Source organism: Streptomyces zingiberis, assembly GCF_012034935.1.
GTDB lineage: Bacteria > Actinomycetota > Actinomycetes > Streptomycetales > Streptomycetaceae > Streptomyces > Streptomyces zingiberis.
The window spans coordinates 124,562-149,642 of sequence record NZ_JAATEN010000015.1 but is presented as its reverse complement, the minus strand read 5'-3'; the positions used below and the strand labels follow the sequence as shown (position 1 = coordinate 149,642).

Sequence of the window (25,081 nt, the reverse complement as noted above, 5' to 3'; positions counted from 1 at the left end):
CAGGGGTGAAGCGCCGGCCGGGGGACGGCGCTTCACCCCGGCGCACGGACGCGGGCCCCGGGCGGCGGACAGCACGCGGAGCCGTGACCGGGCGGCCGGGCGGCCGGCCGGGCGCGCGTCCCGCGTGAGGTCCGCCGCGCGGGTGGCGCACCCTCAGTCGTGGCGCGGGAAGCCGAGGTCCACACCGGAGGGGGCCGTCGCCGGGTCCGGCCAGCGGGTGGTGACGACCTTGCCGCGGGTGTGGAAGCGCACCCCGTCGGGGCCGTAGACGTGGTGGTCGCCGAAGAGGGAGTCCTTCCAGCCGCCGAAGGAGTGGTGGCCGACGGGTACCGGGATCGGCACGTTGACGCCCACCATCCCCGCCTCCACCTCCAGCTGGAAGCGGCGGGCCGCGCCCCCGTCGCGGGTGAAGACCGCCGCGCCGTTGCCGTACGGGGAGGCGTTGATCAGCGCCATGGCCTCCTCGTACGTCTCGGCGCGCAGCACGCACAGCACGGGGCCGAAGATCTCGTCGCGGTAGGCGTCGGAGCCGGGGCGGACGTGGTCGAGCAGGGTGGGGCCGAGCCAGTGGCCGTCCTCGTACCCCGTCACCGTGCGGCCGGTGCCGTCGAGGACCACCTCGGCGCCCTGGGCGGGGGCGCCCGTGACGTACGCGGCGACGCGGTCGCGGTGCTCGCGGGTGATGAGCGGGCCCATCGCGGACTCCGGGTGGTCACCGGGGCCGAGCCGGATCCGCGCCGCCCGGTCGCGGATGCGCGCCACCAGGGGGTCGCCGGTGCCGCCCACGGCCACCACGGCCGAGATCGCCATGCAGCGCTCGCCGGCCGAGCCGTAGGCGGCGGAGACGGCGGCGTCGGCTGCCGCGTCCAGGTCGGCGTCGGGCAGCACCAGCAGATGGTTCTTGGCGCCGCCGAGCGCCTGGGCCCGCTTGCCGTGCGCGGTGGCCGCCCCGTACACCGCGCGGGCGGCGGGTGTGGACCCGACGAAGCTGACGGCCGCCACCCCCGGATGCTCGACCAGCCGTTCGGCGGCGGTGCGGTCGCCGCCCAGGACGTTCAGCACCCCGGGCGGGAATCCGGCCCGGGCCGCCAGCTCCGCCAGCAGGAGCGGCGCCGAGGGGGCCTTCTCGCTGGGTTTGAGCACGACGGTGTTCCCGCAGGCGACGGCCAGCGGGAACATCCACAGCGGCACCATCGCGGGGAAGTTGAACGGGGTGATCCCCGCGACCACCCCCAGCGGCTGCCGGATCGAGGCCACGTCCACCCCGGCCGAGACCTGCGTGGACAGCTCGCCGCGGAGCAACGCCGGGATGCCGCACGCCAGTTCGACGATCTCCAGACCCCGGGCCACCTCCCCCAGCGCGTCCGCGTGAACCTTGCCGTGCTCGGCGGTGATCGCCCGGGCCAGCTCCTCCCGGTGGGCGTCGAGCAGTTCGCGGTAGCGGAAGAGGACGGCGGTGCGGGTGGCGAGCGAGGTGGCGCTCCACGCCGGGTACGCGGCGCGGGCGGCGGCGACCGCCTCGCCGGCCTCGGCGGCGGACGCCAGCGGCACCCGGGCGGTCCGCTCCCCGGTGGCGGGGTCGGTCACCGGCCCGAACGCGCCCGAGGCGCCGGGGACGGCGGTGCCGCCGATCCAGTGGTGCAGGGTCTTCATACGGTCACCTTTCGCGTGGTGGTGGAGGGAGCGGCCGAGGTCCCGGTCCCGGTCTCCCCGTTCCCGCGTCTCCCCCGTCTCTCCCCGCCCCGTCAAGCAGGGGGGATCACCGGTGGCCCGTCGTGCCGCCAGGTGAACACCGGACGGGAACGGAGATCACCGGACGGGGCCGGGCGGACGCCGGACGGGACCGGGCGAGACCGGGCGGACGCCGGACGGGACCGGGCGGGCGCCGGACGGGACCGGGCGGGCGCCGCACCGCGCCGGGCGGACCCGCTACAGATGGCGCCGCCGCTCCGCCGCCCGCCGCTCGTACTCCGCGCGCGCGGCGACGGCGGCCGGCCGGGTGGCCGCCGCCGCGACGGGGACGTCCCACCAGGCCTGCGCTCCGGGCGCCCCCGACTCGGTGCCCTCCGGCCCGTCCGCGCCGCTCGCCGTCTCGACGTACACGCAGACCGGCCGGTCGTGACCGCGCGCCTCGGCCAGCGCCGTCCGCAGCTCGTCCGCGGTGCCGGCGCGGAGCACGGTCATGCCGAGGCTGGCGGCGTTGGCGGCGAGGTCCACCGGCAGCGGGTCGCCGGTGCAGCCGCCGTCGGCGTCCCGGAAGCGGTAGGCGGTGCCGAACCGCTCGCCGCCGGTGGCCTCGGAGAGCCCGCCGATCGAGGCGTAACCGTGGTTCTGGAGGATCACCAGCTTGACCGGCAGCCTTTCCTGAACGGCCGTGACGATCTCCGTGGGGCCCATCAGATAGGTGCCGTCGCCGACGAGCGCCCAGACGGGCCGGCCGGGCTCGGCGAGGCAGACCCCGAGGGCCGCCGGGATCTCGTAGCCCATGCAGGAGTAGCCGTACTCGACGTGGTACTGGCGCGGGGAGCGGGCGCGCCACAGCTTGTGCAGATCGCCGGGGAGGGAGCCGGCCGCGTTGATCACCACGTCCTCGTCGCCGACGACCGCGTCCAGGGCGCCGACGACCTGCGCCTGCGTGGGCCGGACCGGCGCGGCGCCACCCCTGCCGTCCGCCCCGGCGCGCGCGCCGGTGGCCGGAGAGCCGCCCGCCGGGCCGTCGGCAGGCTCCGCCGGCCCGGCGGCGAACGCCCGGTCGACGCGCTCCTCCCAGCGGGCCTTCGCCTCCCGGTACGCGGCCTCGTACGCCGCGTCCACGCGGTACCCGGCGAGCGCGCCGGCCAGCGCCTCCAGCCCGGCACGCGCGTCGGCGACCAGCGCGAGGCCGCCCATCTTGTGGGCGTCGGCGGCGCTCACGTCCAGGGTGACGAAGCGGACGCCGGGGTGGGCGAAGAGGGTGGCGGAGGCGGTGGTGAAGTCGGTCCAGCGGGTGCCGACGCCGAGCACCACGTCCGCCTCCCGGGCGAGCGCGGCGGCGGTGGCGGTACCGGTGTGGCCGATGCCGCCCACCTCGGCCGGGTGGTCGTGGCGGAGCGCGCCCTTGCCGGACTGGGTGGTGGCCACGGGGACACCGGTGGCGCCGGCGAGCGCCCGCAGCGCCTCCTCCGCCTCGCTGTGGTGGACGCCGCCACCCGCGACGATCAGCGGGCGGCGCGCGCCCCGCAGCAGCCGGGCGGCCTCGGCGAGCGCGGTGGCGTCCGGGGCGGGGCGGGGCACGCGCCAGACCCGCTCGGCGAAGAACTCCTCCGGCCAGTCGCCCGCCTCGGCCTGCACGTCCTGCGGCAGGGCGAGGGTGACGGCCCCGGCGGCGGCCGGGTCGGTGAGCGCCCGCACCGCGCCCAGCGCGGCGGGGACCAGCGCCTCGGGGCGCGTCACCCGGTCGAACCAGCGGGAGACCGGCCGCAGGCAGTCGTTGACCGACACGTCCCCCGCGTACACCGTCTCCAGCTGCTGGAGCACCGGGTCGGCCGGGCGGGTGGCGAAGGTGTCGCCCGGGAGCAGCAGCACGGGCAGCCGGCTGATCGTGGCCAGCGCGGCACCGGTGACGAGGTTGGTGGCGCCGGGGCCGATGGAGGTGGTGACGGCCTGGGTGGAGAGCCGGGCGGTGTGCCGGGCGTGCGCCACGGCCGCGTGCACCATCGCCTGCTCGTTGCGGCCCTGGAGGAAGGGCATCCGCGCCGGCCCGGCCTCCAGCAGCGCCTGGCCGATCCCGGCGACGTTGCCGTGGCCGAAGATGCCCCAGCAGGCGCGGACCAGGCGGTGACGCCGGCCGTCCCGCTCGGTGTACTGCCGGGACAGGAAGGTGACGAGGGCCTGGGCGACCGTCAGGCGGCGGGTGGGGGCGGAGGTCATGGGCGGTCTCCTTCCACCGGGCGCTCCGGGACGTCCCCGTCCCCGGCCCTGGCCCCGGCCGCCGGTGGCGCGTGGTACAGCGGCAGCCGCGGGTCGGCCGGCTGGTCCGGCCAGGTCGTGCGGATCCAGGCGTGGTCCGGGTGGTCCTGGATCAGCCAGGCGCGTTCCTCTCCGGGCCCGGCCATGACGTTGAGGTAGTACAGGTCGTGCCCGGGCGCGGCGACGGACGGCCCGTGCCAGCCGTCCGGGACGAGCACCGTGTCCCCGTCGCGCACCTCGGCGAGCAGGTCGCTCCGCCGCCCCGGGCCGGAGGGGCTGACGCGGTGGTAGCCGAGACCGGGGGTGCCGTCCGGCGCGTCCGCGATCTCGAAGTGGTAGATCTCCTCCAGCCGCGACTCCCGGCCGGGGCGCTCCTCGTCGTGCTTGTGCGGCGGATACGAGGACCAGTTGCCGCCGGGGGTGAGGACCTCCACGGCGATCAGCCGGTCGGCCTCGAACGCCCCCGCCGCGGCGAAGTTGTTGACCTGCCGGGAGCAGGTCCCGCTGCCGCGCAGCTCGACGCCCACCTCCTCGGCCGGCCCGCGGCGGGCGGGCAGCCGGCGCGTGCAGCGCGCCCCGGGGAGCGCGAAACGGCCGCCGCGCTCCGTCGTGACGACGGCGTGGGCGTCCCGGGGGAGGTAGACGAAGTCGGTGACGGCGTCGAACACACCGGTACGGCCCCGCAACTGGAAGACGGCGGTGGGCGTCCCGGCGCCGTCGTCACCGGCGTCGGGGGCGGGAACCGTCCCGGCCGGGGAGGCCGGGGAGAAGGCGCGGGTGGTGTGGTCGGTTCCGGGCGGTGGGGCCGGTGTCGCCGGAGCCGCGCGGGTTCCGCAGTCCCCGGCGTCCCCGGCGTCCCCGCTTCCGCGGTCTCCGGGGGCCGCGGCCTCGCCGCCGGGCCCTCCGCCGTCGGCGGTGCCCCCGCTCCCGCCGCCGGGCCCGCCGTCGCCACGGCCCTCGCCGGGCCCCGCGCCGCCGTCACCCACCGGGGTGAGCGGTGGCGGCCCGGGGGTGACGGTGACCGTGCAGGCGCCCGCCAGCGGCAGCACGATCCACTCGCTCTCCCCGGTGCCGAAGGCGTGCGATCCACCCGGCGGCAGTTCGAGGACGCGCAGGGAGGTGAACTCCCAGCCGGCGGAGTCCGGCTCCACCACCGTGCTGTAGGGACCCGCGGCCGTGGAACCCGCCGGCAGGTGCAGCCGGGCGGTACTCCCGTCCGGCCGGGGCCCGGGGACCTGTTCCGGGGACCGGTCCGGTGGCCGGTCCCGCCGCCGGTCCGGTGGCCGGTCCGGGTTCGTCGCACGGTGTTCGGTGGTCACGGCGGTGCGTCTCCTCACGGGGCGGTCGATTCGGGGGCCGGGCCACCGGGCGCCCCGGAGCCGGGGGCCGCCCCGGTGCGCGGCCGGAGCAGGGCGGCGGCGGTGTCCACGGCGGCGGCCACGTCCCCGTCCGCCGGGTAGAGCAGCGAGCGCCCGGCGACCAGGCCGTGCACGGTCGGCAGCCGCAGCGCCTCCCGCCACCGCTCGAACAGGGCGTCCTGGTCGCGGGCGTCGCCGCCGAGCAGGACGGTGGGCAGCGAGGACGTCTCCAGCACCGCGGCCATCCGGCCGGGGTCCTCGGTGACGGGCACTTTCAGCCAGGTGTACGCGGAGGTGGAGGCGAGCCCGGAGGCGATGGCGACGGCCCGGGTGACGGCCTCCGCGCCGAGGTCGTTGCGGACCCCGCCGGGGGTGCGGCGGCTGAGGAACGGCTCGACGAACACGGGCAGCCGGCGCTCGGCCATGGCGTCCACCGCCCGCGCGGCGGAGTACAGCGTGGTCAGCGAGCCGGGGTCGGCGTGGTCGATACGGAGCAGCAGCTTGCCCGCGTCGAAACGGCGCCGCTCCAGGTCCGCGGGCCGGAACCCGGTGAAGCGGTCGTCCAGTTCGAAGACGGCGCCCTCCAGCCCGCCCCGGTTCATCGAGCCGACGGCCACCTTGGCGTCGAGGGCGCCGAGCAGCAGCAGGTCGTCGAGGACGTCGGCGCCGGCGAGCACCCCGTCCACCCCGGGCCGGGAAAGCGCCACACAGAGCCGGCGCAGCAGGTCGTGGCGGTCGGCCATGGCGAACGGACGTCCGCCCGCGGCGAGCGCGCCCCGCGCCGGGTGGTCGGCGGCGACGATCAGCAGCCGGCCGCTCCGCCCCAGCAGCGGGCGGCGCGGGCGCCGGGCGGCGGCCTCGGCGACGGCCTCGGGGTGGCGGGCCCGCACCCGGGCGAGTTCGGCGAGGGAGAGGTTCACGGGGCGGCCTCCGGGCGGCTCGGAGCGGTGACGGCGCGGCGTCCGTGGCACCGGCCGCGCCCGGTCCGCCCCCGCCGTCGCCGCGATCGGCGCGCGTGCCCCCGGCGCCCCGGGCCCGCCGGTGGCCGGGCGGGACCCGCCGCCGTATCGGCGACCGCGCCCGGGGCGGCCCCCATCCCCGTGGGACGGGCGCGAGAGGCCGCGCCCGCCGTCCCGCGGGCGCCCGGCACGGCCCGCGCCGTGGCGGCCGTCATGAGCCGGCCAGGGCCGCTTCGACCTCCGCGGCGGTCGGCATCGCGGCGGAACAGGCCAGCCGGGCGGCGACGAGCGCGCCCGCGGCGTTGGCGTGGCGCATGGTGCGTTCCAGGTCCCAGCCGGCGAGGAGACCGTGGCAGAGGGCGCCGCCGAAGGCATCCCCGGCGCCGAGCCCGTTGACCACCTCGACCGGCAGCGGGGGCACCTCGGCCGTGGTGCCGTCACGGTGCATCGCCAGCACCCCGCGCGGGCCCAGTTTGACGACGGCGAGTTCCACGCCCGCGTCGAGGAGAGCGCGGGCGCACCCCACCGGCTCGCGGCGCCCGGTGGCGACCTCGCACTCCTCCAGGTTGCCCACGGCGACGGTGGCGTGCGCCAGGGCCCGCACGTAATACGGCCGGGCCGCGGCGGCGCGCGCCACGTCCCCACCGCCCGCGGCTGCGCCCGAAGCTGCGCCCGGGGCGGCGGACGAAGTCCCGGGGGCGACGGGGCCGCCGGGGCCGCCGGGGCCTTCAGGACCGGCAGTGCCGCCGGGGTTCGGCGAGCCGCCGGGCTCGGGCCAGAACATGGGGCGCCAGTCCAGGTCGAAGACGGTCACCCGGTCACGGGCCGGGGAGGCGCCCGCCACCGGCGCACCGTCACGGCCACGGCCGGAACCGGTCCCCGGCGGCTCCGCCCCGCCGGCGCCCGCCACACCTTCGTCCGCCCCGGTCCCCGCCCCCGTTCCCGCCCCGGCCCCCGTTCCCGCCGCCGTGCCCGCCCGGGTGGCAGGCGGTGGCCCCGCCGCGCGGGCCTCCAGGGCCGCCAGGGTCGCCGAACGGCTCGGTTCCTCGCACAGTCCGGTCCCGGTCACCCAGAACACCTGTGCGGCCCGGATCGCGTCGAGGTCCAGTTCACCGGCGGTGATCTGGAGATCGGGGGCGGAGGGCCGCCGGTAGAAGTAGAGCGGGAAGTGGTCGGGCGGGAAGACCTCACAGAACGTCACCGGGGTGGGCAGCCCGGGGACCTCCGTCACCCAGCGGTCGTCCACCCCGAACCCCCGCAGCGCGCCCCGGAGATACTCCCCGAAGGGGTCGCGCCCGGTGCGGGTGAGCAGCGCCGTGCGCCGTCCCAGCCGCGCGGCGGCGACGGCGACGTTGGCCGCCGAACCACCGAGGAACTTGCCGAAGGTCTCCACCTCGGCCAGCCCCACGCCCGTCCGCAGCGGATAGAGATCCACGCCGATCCGCCCCATGGTGATGACCTCGAAGGGCACGTCGGGCCCGCCCGTTCCGTCACGGGCGGCCGTGTCTTCGGGCCTGCCGCGGGCCGCGGGAAGGGCCGCTCCGGGCGGGACGGCGGGGCCGGAGGGAACGGCCGGGACGTGCGGAGGGCGGGGCGCCGCTCCGTCGGGTGGCTGTGCGCTCTCCGGCATGGCCTCGCATCCCCTCGGCTCGGCGCGGCGTGCGGCGCTCCGTCGGGTCCCTGAGGCCCCGTCGGCTCCTCGTGTCCGTCAGATCCGGTCGTGGCTGCCCTCCCAGGTCTAGCCGCGTACGGCGGGCACTGTCAACGGCATGTCCTGACATCAGCATCCACGGACAGGCGAGTTGAGCTGACGTCCGAATGTCCGGACGTTCCCTTGACACCCTCCCGTGCGGCGCAGGAAGCTACCGGCAATCCCTCCCCCGTCACCGTCCCGCCGACACGGCGGTCACCGCCTTCTCCCGGAACCCGTACCGGCCGGTCCCCGGAACACCCCTCCGGCGCCGGCGACCGACGAGAGGAGAGCCCGACCGATGACCGCAGGACCCTCCGCCCCGGCCCCCGGCTCCCCCGACCGCACCGTTCAGGCCGTCCCCACCGGAAACGCCGTGCTCGACCGGCTCCGGATCGGCTCCGCCCCCGATTCCTGGGGCGTGTGGTTCCCCGACGACGAACGGCAGGTGCCCTGGCGGCGCTTCCTCGACGAGGTCGCGGACGCGGGCTACGACTGGATCGAACTCGGCCCCTACGGCTATCTCCCCACCGACCCCGCGCGCCTCCGGGACGAGACCGGCCGGCGCGGCCTGCGGGTCTCGGCGGGCACCGTCTTCACCGCGCTCCACCGCGGCCCGGCGGTCTGGGACGAGACCTGGGCGCAGGTCTCACGGGTGGCCGGGCTCACCCGGGCCATGGGCGCCCGCCACCTCGTCGTCATCCCGTCGTTCTGGCGCGACGACAGGACGGCCGAGATCATCGAGGACCCGGTCCTCACGCCGGAGCAGTGGCGCCACCTCACCACCGGCACGGAGCGGCTGGCCCGGGAGGTGCGCGAGCGGTACGGGCTGGAGATCGCCGTCCATCCGCACGCCGACACCCACATCGACGGCGAGGAGAACGTCGCCCGCTTCCTCGACGCCACCGACCCCGCCCTGGTGGGACTCTGCCTGGACACCGGCCACTACGCCTACTGCGGTGGCGACAGCGTGCGGCTGATCGAAACCTACGGCGAGCGGATCGGCTACCTCCACCTCAAGCAGGTGGACCCGGAGGTCCTGGCCGGCGTGGTCGCCGAGGGCCTGCCGTTCGGGCCGGCCGTGGCCCGCGGGGTGATGCGCGAACCTCCCGGCGGCCTGCCGGCGCTGGAGCCCGTGCTGCACTCCGCCCAGGGCCTGGGGGTGGACCTCTTCGCCATCGTCGAGCAGGACATGTACCCCTGCGACCCGGACCGGCCCCTCCCCGTCGCCCGGCGGACCCGGCGGTATCTGCGCGGCTGCGGCGCCTGACGCGCCCACCGGTCCCGTCCCCCGGCCGCGCACCGGCCCCGTCCCCACCGGCCGCCCGGCGCACCGGCGTCACACCGCCCCGGCCGGGACCGCGCCACACGCCACACGCCACAGAGCAGAACAGAACAGCCGCAGCGGTGACAGCAGAGGCGACACCAGAGGCGACATCAGAGGCGAAAGGCACGACGATGACCGACCAGGCCCCCCTCGTCCTCCCGGCAGCCACCGCGGACACCCCCGCGGGCAGCCCGGCCACCACCCCGGCCTCCCCCGCGGCCGCCGCCCCCCTCACGGACGTCCTCGGCGTCGCCGTCATCGGCGCGGGCCGGATGGGCGCCGACCACGTCCGGCGGCTGCACCGGACCATCCGCGGCGCCCGGGTGGCCGCCGTGGCCGATGTGGACGCCGAGCGCGCCAAGCGGCTCGCCGACACCGTCCCCGGTTGCGCCGCCCACTCCGACCCGGAGGCGGCGCTGTCCTCCGCCGGGGTCGACGCGGTGCTGATCGCCTCCCCCGGGCCCGTCCACGAGGAGCAGATCCTGGCGGCGCTGGAACGCGGGCTGCCGGTGCTCTGCGAGAAGCCGCTGACCCCGGACACCGCCTCCGCGCTGCGCGTGCTGCGCGCCGAGAGCGCGCTCGGCCGGCGGCGGGTGCAGGTCGGCTTCATGCGCCGTTACGACGCCGAGTTCCGACGCCTCAAGCGGCTGCTGGACGAGGGCGAGCTGGGGCGCCCGCGGCTGCTCCACTGCCGCCACCGCAACGTCACCCCGGCGCCGGGCTTCACCGAGGCCATGATGATCACCGACTCGGTGGCCCACGAGGTGGACACCGTCCGCTGGCTGCTGCGCCAGGAGATCACGGCGGTGACGGTGCTCCGCCCCGGCACCGGCGGGGTGGACGAACCACAGCTCGTGCTCTTCGAGACGGACGGCGGTGCCGTCGTCGACGTGGAGATCTTCGTCAACTGCGGCTTCGGCTACCAGGTGCAGTGCGAGGCCGTGTGCGCCACCGGCAGCGCGCGGATCGGCGACGGGCACGCGATGGTCACCCACAGCGCGGGCCGCTGGGGCGGGGAGATCGTCCAGGACTGGTCCGCCCGGTTCGAGGACGCCTACGACCGCGAGGTGCGGGAGTGGGTGGAGGCCGCCCGGCGTGACGAGGTGACGGGCCCGGACGTGTGGGACGGTTACGCCGCCGCCGCGGTCTGCGAGGCCGGGGTACGCGCCCAGGCGACCGGCGAGCGGGTGCCGGTTCCCCTGATCGGGCGGCCGGAACTGTACGGCTGATCCCCCGCGCGTGATCCCTGCCGGGCCGTCCCGGCATCGTCCCGCCCCGGCCGAACCGGCCCGCCGGGCGGCACTCGCGGCCCGGCTCGGCCGGGCCGGCCCCCGGGGCACCTCCGTTCCCGCCGGAGTAGCCGGGGGTGGAAGCGCGGGCGCGGCCCCCCTCACCGGCTCACCGGCGCCGGCACCGGCCGGCACCGGCGCCACGACGAGGACCCGGGCTCCCCCGCACAGGCCCGGGCTCCGCCGCGCAGGCCCGGACTCCGCCATGCAGGACCTGGCTCTCCCGCACGAGGGCGCCCCGCCGACCCGGCGCACCACCGCGCCCCACACCTGCGCACATCACGCGCGGCGGTGTGCAAGGCGCCCCACCATCCCTCCCACACCCGCACCGCAACACTCCGGCACTCCTCCGTGCCCACACCCACACGTTCTTACCCCCTAGGGGTATGGGGTACAGTCCCCGTGTGGGAGCGTCCGGCGCCCCTCCCCGGGGCGCCCGCCCGGCGATCCGCCGTCGTGCGCTCCGCACGCACCGGAAACCGAGGACCGAGGAGAGAGCATGAGCGCCACCGCCACCTACCGGGTGACCGGAATGACCTGCGGCCACTGCGAGAAGGCGGTCACCGAGGAACTGTCCGCGCTGGACGGCGTCGACTCCGTGCGGGCCACCGCGGACAGCGGCCTGGTGACCGTCACCTCCGCGGCCCCGCTGTCCGACGAGGACGTCCGCGCCGCCGTCGACGAGGCCGGATACGAGCTGGCCGGCCGGGCCTGACCCGCGCCCCGCACGCCGCGCCGTTGCCGACCGGCCGTCCCGCACGGCGGCCCGCGCGGCGCGGCCCTCCCAGGAGAGGCCCCATGAGCATCGGCACGACACCCGGGACCCCGCCGGACTCCTCCGGCCGGCACCGGGTCGACCTCGCCATCGGCGGTATGACCTGCGCGTCCTGCGCGGCCCGCGTCGAGAGGAAACTCAACCGGATGGAGGGCGTCTCGGCCGCGGTGAACTTCGCCACCGGCAAGGCGCGGATCGAGGCGGCGGACGGCGTCCGCGTCGACGACCTCGTGGCGACCGTGGAACGGACCGGCTACACCGCCGAACTCCCGCCCGCGCCACGCCCGCAGCCCCCCGCCACCCCCGCCGTCCCCGGCGGGGACGCGCCCCCGGCCGGCGGGGACGGCCCAGGCACCGGCCCCGGTGCGGAACGCGATACCGGCCGCTCCACCGGCCAGGGCGCGGAACTGGCCGCCCTGCGGCAGCGGTTCCTCGTCTCGCTCGCCCTCTCCGTCCCCGTGGTGCTGCTCGCGATGGTGCCCGTCCTCCAGTTCGACAACTGGCAGTGGCTCTCGCTGACCCTGGCCGCGCCCGTCGTCGTCTGGGGCGGCCTCCCCTTCCACCGCGCCACCTGGACCAACCTCCGGCACGGCGCCGCCACCATGGACACGCTGATCTCCATGGGCACCCTGGCCGCCTTCGGCTGGTCGCTGTGGGCGCTCTTCCTCGGCCACGCCGGGATGCCCGGCATGCGCCACGGGTTCAGCCTCACCCTCTCCCGCGAGGCCGCCTCCTCCGCGATCTACCTGGAGGTCGCGGCCGGGGTCACCACGTTCATCCTGCTCGGCCGCTGGCTGGAGGCGCGTGCGAAGCGGCGCGCGGGCGCGGCGCTGCGGGCGCTGCTGGAGCTCGGCGCCCGGGACGTGACCGTCCTCGGGCCGGACGGCCGGGAGGAGCGCGTCCCGGTGGACCGGCTGGCGGTGGGCGACCGCTTCGTCGTCCGCCCCGGCGAGAAGATCGCCACCGACGGGCGGGTGGTGGAGGGCGGTTCGGCGGTCGACGCCGCGATGCTGACCGGCGAGTCCGTCCCGGTGGACGTGGCGGCCGGGGACACCGTGACCGGCGCGACGGTCAACGTCAGCGGCCGGCTGGTGGTGGAGGCCACCCGGGTCGGCGCCGACACCCAGCTCGCGCGGATGGCCACGCTCGTCGAGGAGGCCCAGAGCGGCAAGGCCGCGGTGCAGCGGCTCGCCGACCGGATCTCCGGGATCTTCGTTCCCGTGGTGATCGTGCTCGCCCTGGCGACGCTGGCCGGCTGGCTGGTCTCCGGCGCGGGCGCCACCGCCGCCTTCACCGCCGCCGTGGCGGTGCTGATCATCGCCTGCCCGTGCGCCCTCGGCCTGGCGACCCCCACCGCGCTGCTGGTCGGCACGGGCCGCGGCGCCCAGCTCGGCATCCTGATCAAGGGCCCGGAGGTGCTGGAGTCGACCCGCCGGGTGGACACCGTCGTCCTGGACAAGACCGGCACCGTCACCACGGGGCGGATGACCCTGCACGAGGTGGTCCCGGCGGACGGGGTGACGGAGGACGAGCTGCTCCGGCTGGCCGGGGCCGTGGAGAACGCCTCCGAACACCCGATCGCCCGCGCGGTGGCCGCGGGGGCCGCGGAGCGCACGGGCACGCCGCCCGCCGTGGAGCGCTTCGAGAACGTCCCGGGCCGGGGCGTGCGGGGCCGGGTGGACGGCCGCGAGGTCTTCGTCGGCCGGGAGACACCCTCCGGCGGCGAACGGCAGGCGGCCGGCCGGACCGGCCCGGACGGCCCGGACCGTCCGGGGGGTCCGGACCGTCCGGGGGGTCCGGAGGGTCCGGACAGCCGGCGGGGCGCCGCCGGCCGGGACGGAGCCCGGGACGCGGTGGGCCCCGGTGACCTCCCCGCGCGTCTCGCCACCGCCAAGGAGGCCGCCGAGGCCGCCGGCCGCACGGCGATGACGGTCGTCGTGGACGGCCGGCCGCTGGGCCTGCTGACGGTGGCGGACACCGTGAAGGAAACGAGCGCGGCGGCCGTGGCGGCGCTGCGGGAGCTGGGCCTCACCCCCGTCCTGCTCACCGGTGACCACCAGGCCGTGGCCGGGTCGGTGGCCCGCGCCGTGGGGATCGACGAGGTGATCGCCGGGGTGCTCCCCGAGGAGAAGGTGGCGGTCGTCCGCCGGCTCCACGCGGAGGGCCGGACGGTCGCCATGGTCGGCGACGGGGTCAACGACGCGGCGGCGCTGGCCGCGGCGGACCTGGGCCTGGCGATGGGGACCGGCACGGACGCGGCCATCGAGGCCGCCGACCTGACCCTGGTCCGCGGTGACCCGCGGGTGGCGGCGGACGCGATCCGGCTCTCCCGCCGGACCCTCCGCATCATCAAGGGCAATCTGTTCTGGGCGTTCGGCTACAACGTGGCGGCGCTGCCGCTCGCCGCGGCCGGACTGCTCAGCCCGATGCTCGCCGGGGCCGCGATGGCGTTCTCGTCCGTCTTCGTGGTCACCAACAGCCTCCGGCTGCGGTCCTTCACACCGTCACCGGACACCCCATGACACCCTCACCCCGGCGGCCGGACCTCCCCTTCGGGCCCCTTGCCCCGGCCTGCCCCCGTATGGCATGAGACGCAGGTCACACTCATCGGGGGGTAACCATCCGGGGTGGTCGTGTGTCTAACCCTGCGATGCAACACCTCCGGCGGGGTGCGGCATCCGCCGGACGGACCGTCTTGGGGGACGGATCCCGGCCGGCGCGGCCGGGGCGCGTGCCCGGGGAGCTTTGAGCGGCCCTCCCGTACGCGCCGTCCCGGCAGACAGCACCCGGCACGCCCGGACAACCGAACAGCAGTGGGCTTCACCGTTTCCCGCCCGCGGACCTCCGCGGCGGACGAAAGGCCCCCGGCCGGATCCCGTGGGGGGAATCCGATCCGGGATTGGAGAGCGCTTCACCGGTCGACCCGTGGGGGGATCGACCGCGGGAAGCGCTCTCCACCTTTTCCGCCCCGGCCCCTCCGCGCGGCCACTTCAACGAATCGGCCACCCGGCTACTCACGAACCGTCGCGGCCCCGCGGCACAGAAGCCGGGCGGCCGGGGCGTGCGAAAGGCCGCCCGTGCGGCCGGTGGTGTCACCGGGCGGTGGGGGCGGCCTCTCGGAGTGGGCGGCGCGCGCCGGGGCGGTCAGGCCCCGGCGGTGGTGCGGAGCGTCAGCGCTTCTCCAGCTCCACGAAGTCGCGCTGGACCACGCCCGTGTAGATCTGGCGCGGGCGGCCGATACGGGAACCGGGCTCCTTGATCATCTCGTGCCACTGGGCGATCCAGCCGGGGAGCCGGCCGAGGGCGAAGAGCACGGTGAACATCTCGGTGGGGAAGCCCATCGCCCGGTAGATCAGACCGGTGTAGAAGTCCACGTTGGGGTAGAGCTTGCGCTCGACGAAGTAGTCGTCGGCCAGCGCGTGCTCCTCCAGCTTGAGCGCGATGTCGAGCAGCTCGTCGGACTTGCCCAGGGCCGCCAGCACCTCGTGCGCGTGCGCCTTGATGATCTTCGCCCGGGGGTCGAAGTTCTTGTAGACGCGGTGCCCGAAGCCCATGAGCTTCACGCCGTCTTCCTTGTTCTTCACCTTGCGGATGAAGGTGTCGACGTCGCCGCCGGAGTTGCGGATGCCCTCCAGCATCTCCAGCACCGACTGGTTGGCGCCGCCGTGCAGCGGGCCCCACAGGGCGCTGATCCCGGCCGAGATGGAGGCGAACATGTTCGCCTGCGAGGAGCCGACCAGGCGCACCGTGGAGGTGGAGCAGTTCTGCTCGTGGTCGGCGTGGAGGATCAGCAGCTTGTCCAGCGCGTCGACGACGACCGGGTTCAGCTCGTACTCGGCGGCGGGCACCGAGAAGGTCATCCGCAGGAAGTTCTCGACGTACCCGAGGTCGTTGCGCGGGTAGACCACCGGGTGGCCGATGGACTTCTTGTACGCGTACGCGGCGATCGTCGGCACCTTGGCGAGCAGCCGGATCGTCGAGAGGTGGCGCTGGTTCTCGTGGAACGGGTTGTGGCTGTCCTGGTAGAACGTGGACAGCGCGCTGACCACCGAGGACAGCATCGCCATCGGGTGCGCGTCACGCGGGAAGCCGTCGTAGAAGCGCTTGACGTCCTCGTGCAGCAGGGTGTGCTGGGTGATCTCGTTCTGGAAGGCGGAGAGCTCGTCGCCGGTGGGGAGCTCGCCGTTGATCAGCAGGTAGGCGGTCTCGAGGAAGCTGCTGCCCTCGGCGAGCTGCTCGATGGGGTAGCCGCGGTAGCGGAGGATGCCCTCCTCACCGTCGAGATAGGTGATCGCCGATTTGTACGCCGCGGTGTTGCCGTAACCGCTGTCCAGGGTCACCAGACCGGTCTGGTTACGCAGCTTCGAGACGTCGAAGCCCTTGTCGCCGACCGTGCTGTCGACGATGGGGAAGGTGTACTCGCCGTCCCCGTACCGCAGTACTACTGAGTTGTCGCTCACGTGGTCCCTCACCGACGGTTGTGCCTCTTCTTCGAGGTGCCCTGACTGCCTCTACCTTCCCCCATATGGCGTGCAGCAGTGCACTCGGGGTCGGCCGAGAGGTCTATGGATGGCACGGCGTGCCGCTTGTCCGTCCATCCTGCTGCACGTCGCGCGATCGTGAAAGGCGACGCCGGTCACCGGCGGACGGAAAACGCCGGAAACCGGCAGGAAACGGCGCCGCCGGAGCAGTGACCGGGCGGTGACAGGGCAGTGCCCGGGCCGGGACGGGGCTGCGGCGGGGCCGGGAGAGACGGCGGGCCGGCGGGGCGGGGCGGGCGCCGCCGGCTCAGATCGCACCGCGCAGCCGGTGGTCCAGCGCGGTGCACCGCCGCCCCGCCGAGACGGTGCGGACCGCCTGCCCGAGCGCCCGGCGGGAGCCGACCAGCACCACCAGCTTCCGGGCCCGGGTGACCGCCGTGTAGAGCAGATTCCGCTGGAGCATCATCCAGGCGCCGGTGGTGACGGGCACCACCACGGCCGGGTACTCGCTGCCCTGGGAACGGTGGATCGTCACCGCGTAGGCGTGCGCCAGCTCGTCCAGCTCGTCGAAGTCGTAGGGGACCTCCTCGTCCTCGTCGGTGCGGACGGTGAGCCGCTGGTCGTCCGGGCTGAGCGCGGTGACCACGCCGACCGTGCCGTTGAAGACGCCGTTGGCGCCCTTCTCGTAGTTGTTGCGGATCTGGGTGACCTTGTCGCCGACGCGGAAGACCCGGCCGCCGAAGCGCCGCTCCGGCAGGTCGGGGCGGGCCGGGGTGACCGCCTGCTGGAGCAGTCCGTTGAGCGCGCCGGCCCCGGCCGGGCCGCGGTGCATGGGGGCCAGTACCTGCACGTCCCGCCGGGGGTCCAGCCCGAACCGGGCGGGGATGCGGCGCGCCACCACGTCCACGGTGAGCCGCCCGGCCTCCTCGGTGTCCTCCTCCGGGAAGAGGAAGAAATCGGGCAGGCCGTGGGTGATCGGGGGGACGCCGGAGTTGATGCGGTGGGCGTTGGTGACCACCCCCGACTGCTGGGCCTGGCGGAAGATCCGGGTGAGCCGGACGGCCGGCACCGGGGAGCCGGGGGCGAGCAGATCGCGCAGCACCTCCCCCGCCCCGACCGAGGGGAGCTGGTCCACATCCCCCACCAGCAGCAGGTGCGCGCCCGGTGGCACGGCCTTGACCAGCTTGTTCGCGAGCAGCAGATCGAGCATCGACGCCTCGTCGACCACCACCAGATCGGCGTCCAGGGGGCGCTCCCGGTCGTATGCCGCGTCCCCGCCGGGCCTGAGCTCCAGCAGCCGGTGGACCGTGGACGCCTCGGCGCCCGTCAGCTCCGCCAGCCGCTTGGCGGCCCGGCCGGTCGGCGCCGCGAGCACCACCTTGGCCCGCTTGGCCCGGGCCAGCTCCACCACGGACCGGACGGTGAAGGACTTGCCGCAGCCGGGACCGCCGGTGAGCACGGCGACCTTCTCCGTGAGCGCCAGCCGCACCGCCTGCTCCTGCTCCGGCGCCAGCTCCGCGCCCGTGCGCCGGCCCAGCCAGCCGAGCGCCTTGGCCCAGTCCACCGAGGCGAAGGCGGGCATCCGGTCCTCCTCCGTGCGGAGCAGCCGCAGCACCTGCCCGGCGAGGGAGATCTCGGCCCGGTGGAACGGCAGCAGGTAGACCGCGGAGACCGGGCTGCCGTCCTCCTCGCCGGGCACGGACTGCCGGACGACGCCCCCGGCCTCCTCGTCCGCCGCCAGCTCCCCCAGGCAGTCGATGACCAGGCCGGTGTCCACCTGGAGCAGCTTCACCGCGTCGGAGATCAGCCGCTCCTCGGGGAGGTAGCAGTGCCCCTGGTCGGAGGATTGCGACAGCGCGTACCGCAGCCCGGCCTTGACGCGCTCGGGGCTGTCGTGCGGTATCCCGACGGACTGCGCGATGCGGTCGGCGGTGAGGAAGCCGATGCCCCAGACGTCCGCCGCCAGCCGGTAGGGCTCGTTCCGGACGACGGAGATGGAGGCGTCACCGTACTTCTTGTAGATGCGCACGGCGATGGAGGTGGAGACCCCGACCCCCTGGAGGAAGATCATCACCTCCTTGATCGCCTTCTGCTCCTCCCAGGCGGCGCCGATCAGCCTGGTCCGCTTCGGCCCCAGCCCGGGGACCTCGATCAGCCGCTCCGGGCTCCCCTCGATGACATCGAGGGTGTCCGTGCCGAAGTGGTCGACGATCCGCTCCGCGATCCGCGGGCCGATGCCCTTGATCAGCCCGGAGCCCAGATAGCGGCGGATGCCCTGGACGGTGGCGGGGAGCACGGTGGTGTAGTTCTCGACCGTGAACTGCCGGCCGTACTGCGGGTGGGAGCCCCAGCGGCCCTCCATCCGCAGCGACTCGCCCGGCTGGGCGCCGAGCAGCGAGCCCACGACCGTCAGCAGATCGCCCGCGCCGCGGCCGGTGTCGACCCGGGCCACCGTGTAGCCGTTGTCCTCGTTCGCGTAGGTGATCCGCTCCAGGACTCCCTCGACAACCGCCAGTTGTGCCATGGGGGGACGGTACCCGCAGGCGCGGACAGCCCTCCCGCGCCGGGCCGGGGCAGGAGGGCGGGGGCAGGCGGGGCGCGTGGCGGCGGGTTCGGCCCGGCGGCGGACGCGGCCGGATCCGTACCCGGACCGCCCACGAAGCCGCGTGGAGTCGTCCCCGTGTGGTCCCCCTGGGGTTCCGGGGGCGTCCCGGAACGGCCGATCGGCGGTGACCCGCCCCCAACGGGCCCCGCGATGGGTCAAGCTGGGCCCGGCGACAGCACCGGGACAGCGCCGTCCACCGCCCGGGCGGACGCGCGTTCCGCTCGGGAGCGTCCGGGAGACCCCGGGATGTCCCGGACGAAGGGAGACCGCACATGCACGGCTACGACCTGCTGGTCGTGGGCTCGGCCAACGCCGACCTCGTCATCGGGGTCGATCGGCGCCCCGGGGCCGGTGAGACCGTGCTCGGCTCCGGCCTGTCCGTCCATCCCGGCGGCAAGGGCGCGAACCAGGCCGTCGCGGCGGCCCGCCTCGGGGCGCGCGTCGCGCTGCTGGCCCGGGTCGGCGCCGACGCCCACGGGGAGCTGCTGCTGGAGTCGCAGCGCGCGGCCGGGGTGGACACCGTCGGGGTCCTCGTCGGCGACGGGCCCACCGGGGTGGCCGTCATCACCGTGGACGGGGCCGGTGACAACAGCATCGTCGTCTCCCCCGGCGCCAACGCCCGCCTCGCCCCGCAGGACATCAGGGCCGCCGGGAGCCTGCTGGCCGCCGCGCGGGTCGTCTCGGTGCAGCTGGAGATCCCGGCGGAGACGGTCGCGGAGGTCACCCGGTCGCTGGCGCCGGGCGCCCGGCTGGTGCTCAACGCCTCACCGCCCGCCGCCCTCGCGCCCGAGGTCCTCGCCGCCTGCGACCCGCTCGTGGTCAACGAGCACGAGGCGCTGGCCCTGCTCGGCGGCCACCCGGCCGGGGACTCCACCGACCCCGGGACCTGGGCCTCGGCGCTGCTCTCCCGGGGGCCGCGGTCGGTCGTGGTCACCCTCGGGGCCGCCGGCGCGCTGGCCGCCGGCCGGCACGGGACGTTCACGGTGCCCGCCCCCCGGGTGACGGTGGTGGACACCACCGGCGCCGGCGACGCCTTCACCGGCGCCCTGGCCTGGCGGCTGAGCACCGGGGACGGGCTGGAGGCGGCGGTGCGGTACGCGGTACGCGTGGGCGCGGCTGCCTGCGCCGGGGCGGGGGCGCAGAGTTCCTTTCCGCGCGCGGGGGACGCCGAAGGGCTCGGTGAAGGGCCGTAGACGGAAGTGGGCGGCCGTGGACGGCGGTGGGCCACGGGGCCGGACCGGCCGACCTCGGGGTGGCGGGCGGCAGCCGGTGGACCGCCGGAGCCCCGGGGGCCCGAGGTGCGTGCGGACGAGGGCCCCGGCGGGCACCGAAGGAAGCCACGGGCCCCAGGCCGGGCGGAGGGCCTCCTGACCGTGCCCGACGACGGCACCACGGGCCCGGTCGCCGCGATCCGGGCGGAAACCACCGAGGGCGCCCTGCCTGACCGGCCGGGCGCCCTCGGATCCCCCCAAACGATCGGCCCCCCTGAAATCCCCCCAGATTTTCCCCGGGAAGTCCGACACCCAGTACGACTCGCCTGCCCCGGAAACGGTTGCACGGATGCTCATAGATATTCCGGGTTTTCTTCACCGGACGTCCGCGCCCGCCGTCACCGGCCCCGGGACCAGCCGCTTCGGGCACCGGCGGTGGACCGCTCCGGGTGACTTCGAGTGATTTCGAGTGACTTCGAGTGACTTCGGGGTGGCATCGCGCAGCTCCGGACGGCCTCAGGCAGCTTCGGACCGCTTCCGGAACCCCGCCCGGACCGCCCTCCCGGCGGGGCCGGACCGCTTCCGCCGGCGCCCCGCCCCCGGAACCCGCCGCGAACCGGTCCCGGCCATTCCCCCCGGAACGGACGTACGGTGAAGGCATGATGTTCCTCAACAAGATCGTCGACCCGCTCGCCCGGACCGTGTCACGGCGGACCGGCCTGCCCGTCGCCAAGGTCACCCGCGTGCTCAACGCCGGCCTTCCGATCGCGGCCGCCGCCCTCGCCAAGCGCCGGGGGAAGAAGCGCTGACGCGCCCCGCGGCCGGGCCGGTCAGCCGCTCCGCTCGCCCACGCCGCCCTCCGCGGCCGGTACGGCACACGGGGCCGCGGAACGCGAAGGGGATGACACAGGCGGGGGCGGAGGCGCGGAGCGTGCCACCACGGTGACGCCGGACGGCACCGGCTCACACGCCACGGGGCCGGTCGCGCCCGCGCCCGGCCCCGCGATCCCCGCCCCGCCCGGGGGCACCGGCCCCGGACAGCCGCCCGCGTCCGGCGCGGGACCGGCGGGCGGCACCGGGACGAGGCCGGGTGCCAGGTCGAGCAGCGCCCAGACGCACTTGCCCACGCCGTCCCGCGGCCGCACGCCCCAGTCGTGGGCGAGCGCCGCGACGAGGGCCAGCCCGCGCCCGTTCTCCGCGTCCGGCGGCGCCTGCGTCGGCACCGGCAGCCGCTCCCCCGCGTCCGACACCTCCAGCAGCAGCCGCCCCTCCGTCAGCGCGAAGCGGGCCGCGATCTCCCGGCCCGGCGGCGCCTGGGCGTGCCGGACGGCGTTCGTCATCAGCTCGGAGATCAGCAGTTCGGCGTTGTCCGCCGCGTCACCCGCCACCCCCCAGGCCGAGAGCTGGGCCCGCAGGGCCGCGCGGGCCCGGCCGACGCTGCGGGGGTGACGTGGGAAACGGCTCTCCGGCCCGCCCGTCCGGTCGCTTGTCTCCGTCATCGAGGTGGCACCTTTCGGAACTCCGTCGCGCTGTGCGATCGTTTCGCTACCTGCTGTACCCATTCACGCGCCGGAAGATCCCTCCCGTTGATGGGGTCCGCCGTCCTTCTGGTTGACGAAACGTCACAGGGTGGCGGGTTCTCCGGAAGGCCCGTCCCGTCAACGGCCGCCACCACGTGACCGGCCACCGCCGACGCCCGGTCACGTGGGCCCGCTCGCGGGCCCCGGCTTCCCGGCTTCCCGGCTTCCCGGTGGAGGGTGGCGGTGCCCGCGTCGGACGGACGCCGCGCCGGGCACCGCCCTCGTGGAGGGTGGTGCCCGGCGCGGGCGGTGGTCAGGCGGGGCCCGGGTGGCGCGGGCACCGGCGCGGCGGTGTTCCGGGCCCCGGGCGGGGCCGCGGAACCGGCCCCGGGCCACGGGCGCGCCCGCCGGGGCCTCAGAGCACCAGCCGCCGGTAGCGCTCCCGGGTCTCCGCCAGCACCTCGGCGCCGTCCCGGGACCACAGCGCGGGGTTGAAGATCTCCACCTCCACCGGGCCCCGGTAACCCGCGGCGTCCACCCGCTCCCGGAAGCCACGCAGGTCGACGCAGCCGTCGCCGAGCTGTCCGCGGCCGAGCAGCACGCCCTCGGGGAGCGGGGTGATCCAGTCGGCGAGCTGGAAGGCGGCGATCCGCCCGGCGGCGCCCGCGCGGTCGATCAGCGCGGGCACGGTGTCGTCCCACCACAGGTGGTACGTGTCCACGACCACGCCGACCCGTTCGGCGGGGAACCGCTCGGCGATGCCGAGCGCCTGCCCGAGGGTGGAGACGACGCAGCGGTCCGAGGCGAACATCGGGTGCAGCGGCTCGACGGCCATCCGTACCCCGCGCTCCTCGGCGTGCGGGAGGAGTTCGGCCACGGCGTCGGCGATCCGTTCGCGCGCGCCGGCCGGGTCACGGTCGCCCTCCGGCAGCCCGCCGCAGACCAGGACGAGGGTGCCGGTGCCCAGCGCGGCGGCCTCGTCCAGCGCGGCCCGGTTGTCGTCGAGGGCGGCGGCCCGCTCCGCCGGGGCGGCGGCGGTGAGGAAGCCGCCCCGGCAGAGGCTGCTGACGGACAGCCCCGCGGAGCGCATCAGTTTCGCCGCGCGCTCCACCCCGTACTCCTGCACCGGCGCGCGCCACAGGCCGACGTGGCGCACGCCCGCCGCCACGCATCCGTCCGCCAGCTCCGGGAGGGACCACTGCCGGATCGTCTCCTGGTTGAGGCTGAAGCGGTCGAGTCCGGCCATGACATCCCCTTCCCCGTCCACGAGACAGCCGTTCACCTGGCCCGCGCCCACCGGACCCCCGCCCACCGGGTTTCCGTTCACGGGGTCCCCGCCCACCGGGCCGCTGTTCACCGGCTCGTTCACGGGGCGACCCCGTGGACGGCGAGCAGGTGGCGCATGCGGTCCTCCGCGAGCCCGGGGTCGGGGAACAGGCCGAGCCCGTCGGCCAGTTCGTAGGCGCGGGCCAGATGGGGCAGGGAACGGGCCGACTGGAGGCCGCCGGCCATCGTGAAGTGCTCCTGGTGCCCGGCGAGCCAGGCCAGCAGCACCACCCCGGTCTTGTAGTAGCGGGTGGGCGGGGCGAAGAGATGGCGGGAGAGCGCCACCGTGGGGTCGAGGACGGCGCGGAAGCCCGCCTCGTCGCCGGTGTCGAGCACCCGCACGGCCTCGGCGGCGAGCGGGGCCAGCGGGTCGAAGATCCCGAGCAGGGCGTGGCTGAAGTGGCGGCCGTCGCCCGCGATCAGTTCCGGGTAGTGGAAGTCGTCGCCGGTGTAGCAGCGCACGCCGTCCGGCAGCCGGCGGCGCAGGTCCGTCTCCCGGCCGGCGTCCAGCAGGGAGACCTTCACGCCGTCCACCTTGTCCGGGTGGGCGGCGATCACCTCCAGGAAGGTCTCCGTCGCCCGGTCGAGGTCGGCGCCGCCCCAGTAGCCCTCCAGCGCGGGGTCGAACATGGGGCCGAGCCAGTGGAGGATCACCGGCTCCCGGGCCTGGCGCAGCAGATGACCGTAGACCTCCAGGTAGTCCTCCGGTCCCCGGGCGGCGGCCGCGAGGGCCCGGGACGCCATCAGCACGGCCCGCGCGCCCGCGTCCTCGACCAGGGCGAGCTGCTCCTCGTAGGCGGAGCGCACCTCGGCGAGGGACGCGGGGCGCGCCGGGTCCGCGGCGAGCTGGTCGGTGCCGGCGCCGCAGACGAGGAGACCGCCCTCGGCGCGCGCCTCGGCGGCCGAGCGGCGGATCAGCTCGGCGGCGCCCTTCCAGTCCAGCCCCATGCCGCGCTGCGCGGTGTCCATGGCCTCGGCGACGCCCAGGCCGTGGGACCAGAGGTGGCGCCGGAAGGCGAGGGTCGCCTCCCAGTCGACGGCCGCCGGGCCGTCCGGCGTGGTGTCGGCGAACGGGTCGACGACGACGTGCGCGGCGGCGTGGACGGTACGGGAGCGCGGCGCCCCGGCCGCACCTCCCCCCGCCGGCGCGAGGACGGCGGGGGCGGGCTCGCGGCGCGGCTCGTACCCGCGCAGCCCTCCCCCGGGGGTGGGCAGCCGGAGCGTCACAGCGTCAGCTCCGGCACGTCCAGCCGGCGGCCCTCCGCCGCCGACCGCAGCCCCAGCTCGGCGAGTTGCACCCCGCGCGCCCCGGCCAGCAGGTCCCAGCCCCAGGGCTCACCCAGCGCCACATGGCGCAGGAACAGCTCCCACTGCGCCTTGAAGCCGTTGTCGAACTCCTCGTTGTCCGGGACCTCCTGCCACTGGTCGCGGAAGGACTCGGTGAGCGGCAGGTCCGGGTTCCACACCGGCTTGGGGGTGGCCGAGCGGTGCTGGACGCGGCAGCGGCGGAGCCCGGCGACGGCCGAGCCCTCGACGCCGTCCACCTGGAACTCCACCAGCTCGTCGCGGTGGACGCGGACCGCCCAGGAGGAGTTGATCTGCGCCACCGCGCCGCCCTCCAGGCGGAAGACGCCGTAGGCGGCGTCGTCGGCCGTCGCCTCGTACGGCTTGCCGCGCTCGTCCCAGCGGCGCGGGACGTGCGTGACGACCTCGGCCTGCACGCTGCGCACCCGGCCGAACAGGCCGTGCAGCACGTACTCCCAGTGCGGGAACATGTCCGCGACGATGCCGCCGCCGTCCTGCGCGCGGTAGTTCCAGGACGGCCGCTGCGCGGGCTGCCAGTCACCCTCGAAGACCCAGTAGCCGAACTCGCCGCGCACGGAGAGGATCTCGCCGAAGAAGCCGCCGTCGATCAGCCGCTTGAGCTTGCGCAGCCCCGGCAGGAAGAGCTTGTCCTGCACCACGCCGTGGCGGACACCGGCCCGCTCGGCGAGCCGGGCCAGCTCCAGCGCGCCGGCGAGCCCGGAGGCGGTGGGCTTCTCGCAGTAGATGTGCTTGCCGGCGGCGATCGCCTTGCGCAGCGCGGGTTCGCGGGCCGAGGTGATCTGGGCGTCGAAGTAGATGTCGGTGGCCGGGTCGGCGAGCACCGCGTCGAGGTCGGTGGTCCAGTGTTCCAGGCCGTGCCGGTCCGCGATGGCCCGCAGGGCGTGCTCGCGGCGGCCGACGAGCACCGGCTCGGGCCAGAGCACCGTGCCGTCCCCCGCGTCCACGCCGCCCTGCTCGCGGATGGCGAGCAGGGAGCGCAGCAGGTGCTGCCGGTAGCCCATGCGGCCGGTCACCCCGTTCATGGCGATGCGTAGCGTCGTGCGTGTCACTCGGCCGTCCCTTCTCCCGCTCTGCCGCGCCTTCCCGGCCCCTTCGGCCCTCTCCGCGCCGCCGTCGCCTGCCGCGCCGCCTCCGGACAGACCGGAGCACGGCGGGGTGGGGGAAGGTGGGCGCGGGCGGAGCAAGCGCTTTCTACGACGCTATCCCCCCACGCCCGTCACCACAAGGCGCCGCCGGCCACCGACCCGGGGCGCCCTCCGCGTCTCC

At 76.0% G+C, this 25,081-nt stretch carries 17 protein-coding genes; 6 read left to right on the top strand and 11 right to left on the bottom strand.

The genetic code is table 11. The features are described 5' to 3' along the window. Positions 1-153 precede the first annotated feature (153 nt). The 5 genes from HCK00_RS19050 to HCK00_RS19025 form a co-directional block, all read right to left on the bottom strand. Complete coding sequence (locus tag HCK00_RS19050) at positions 154-1,653, bottom strand: CoA-acylating methylmalonate-semialdehyde dehydrogenase (RefSeq protein WP_168103204.1); 1,500 nt, start codon at positions 1,651-1,653, stop codon at positions 154-156. A 276-nt stretch (positions 1,654-1,929) separates the two neighbouring features. Beyond that, positions 1,930-3,909 (bottom strand): 3D-(3,5/4)-trihydroxycyclohexane-1,2-dione acylhydrolase (decyclizing), encoded by a 1,980-nt coding sequence (gene iolD / locus HCK00_RS19045; protein WP_168103203.1) that lies wholly within the window; start codon positions 3,907-3,909, stop codon positions 1,930-1,932. Further along, positions 3,906-5,267, bottom strand: a complete 1,362-nt coding sequence (iolB, locus tag HCK00_RS19040; protein WP_375781981.1) for a 5-deoxy-glucuronate isomerase — start codon at positions 5,265-5,267, stop codon at positions 3,906-3,908. The genes iolD and iolB overlap by 4 nt, the downstream gene beginning before the upstream one ends. Before the next feature lie 14 nt (positions 5,268-5,281). Next, on the bottom strand, positions 5,282-6,226 hold the full coding sequence (locus tag HCK00_RS19030) for a Cgl0159 family (beta/alpha)8-fold protein (protein WP_168103202.1): 945 nt from the start codon (positions 6,224-6,226) through the stop codon (positions 5,282-5,284). A gap of 250 nt (positions 6,227-6,476) precedes the next feature. Continuing rightward, positions 6,477-7,715, bottom strand: coding sequence for a PfkB family carbohydrate kinase (locus HCK00_RS19025; protein WP_168103220.1), 1,239 nt, complete (start codon positions 7,713-7,715; stop codon positions 6,477-6,479). A gap of 541 nt (positions 7,716-8,256) precedes the next feature. Between HCK00_RS19025 and HCK00_RS19020 the strand changes: the two genes are divergently transcribed. From HCK00_RS19020 to HCK00_RS19005, 4 genes are all read left to right on the top strand, one after another. Next, positions 8,257-9,225 (top strand): sugar phosphate isomerase/epimerase family protein, encoded by a 969-nt coding sequence (locus HCK00_RS19020; RefSeq protein WP_168103201.1) that lies wholly within the window; start codon positions 8,257-8,259, stop codon positions 9,223-9,225. Between the two features lie 188 nt (positions 9,226-9,413). After that, positions 9,414-10,511, top strand: coding sequence for a Gfo/Idh/MocA family protein (locus HCK00_RS19015; protein ID WP_168103200.1), 1,098 nt, complete (start codon positions 9,414-9,416; stop codon positions 10,509-10,511). Between the two features lie 559 nt (positions 10,512-11,070). After that, complete coding sequence (locus HCK00_RS19010) at positions 11,071-11,286, top strand: heavy-metal-associated domain-containing protein (RefSeq protein ID WP_168103199.1); 216 nt, start codon at positions 11,071-11,073, stop codon at positions 11,284-11,286. An 83-nt stretch (positions 11,287-11,369) separates the two neighbouring features. Continuing rightward, complete coding sequence (locus HCK00_RS19005; RefSeq protein ID WP_168103198.1) at positions 11,370-13,868, top strand: heavy metal translocating P-type ATPase; 2,499 nt, start codon at positions 11,370-11,372, stop codon at positions 13,866-13,868. Positions 13,869-14,516: 648 nt separating this feature from the next. Here the strand turns inward: HCK00_RS19005 and HCK00_RS19000 are convergent. Beyond that, positions 14,517-15,806, bottom strand: coding sequence for a citrate synthase (locus tag HCK00_RS19000; RefSeq protein WP_168103197.1), 1,290 nt, complete (start codon positions 15,804-15,806; stop codon positions 14,517-14,519). Between the two features lie 328 nt (positions 15,807-16,134). Continuing rightward, positions 16,135-18,351, bottom strand: coding sequence for an SF1B family DNA helicase RecD2 (gene recD2 / locus HCK00_RS18995; protein WP_168103196.1), 2,217 nt, complete (start codon positions 18,349-18,351; stop codon positions 16,135-16,137). 353 nt (positions 18,352-18,704) lie between these two features. On the opposite strand from recD2, the gene HCK00_RS18990 reads away from it, so the two are divergent. Next, entirely contained in the window at positions 18,705-19,625 is a 921-nt protein-coding gene (locus tag HCK00_RS18990) for a ribokinase (protein WP_168103195.1), read from the top strand. A 677-nt stretch (positions 19,626-20,302) separates the two neighbouring features. Next, on the top strand, positions 20,303-20,452 hold the full coding sequence (locus HCK00_RS18985) for a hypothetical protein (RefSeq protein ID WP_168103194.1): 150 nt from the start codon (positions 20,303-20,305) through the stop codon (positions 20,450-20,452). 21 nt (positions 20,453-20,473) lie between these two features. On the opposite strand, the gene HCK00_RS18980 is transcribed toward HCK00_RS18985, so the two are convergent. The 4 genes from HCK00_RS18980 to HCK00_RS18965 form a co-directional block, all read right to left on the bottom strand. After that, the gene (locus tag HCK00_RS18980; RefSeq protein WP_168103193.1) at positions 20,474-21,142 is read right to left on the bottom strand and encodes an ATP-binding protein; all 669 of its coding nucleotides are present in this window, start codon (positions 21,140-21,142) and stop codon (positions 20,474-20,476) included. Positions 21,143-21,578: 436 nt separating this feature from the next. Then, positions 21,579-22,409 carry a sugar phosphate isomerase/epimerase family protein gene (locus tag HCK00_RS18975; protein WP_168103192.1) on the bottom strand — a complete coding sequence of 277 codons (831 nt, stop codon included), beginning with the start codon at positions 22,407-22,409 and terminating at the stop codon, positions 21,579-21,581. A 119-nt stretch (positions 22,410-22,528) separates the two neighbouring features. Continuing rightward, positions 22,529-23,716 carry a dihydrodipicolinate synthase family protein gene (locus HCK00_RS18970; RefSeq protein ID WP_168103191.1) on the bottom strand — a complete coding sequence of 396 codons (1,188 nt, stop codon included), beginning with the start codon at positions 23,714-23,716 and terminating at the stop codon, positions 22,529-22,531. Then, the gene (locus HCK00_RS18965; protein WP_168103190.1) at positions 23,713-24,864 is read right to left on the bottom strand and encodes a Gfo/Idh/MocA family protein; all 1,152 of its coding nucleotides are present in this window, start codon (positions 24,862-24,864) and stop codon (positions 23,713-23,715) included. The genes HCK00_RS18970 and HCK00_RS18965 overlap by 4 nt, the downstream gene beginning before the upstream one ends. Between the last annotated feature and the right edge of the window lie 217 nt (positions 24,865-25,081).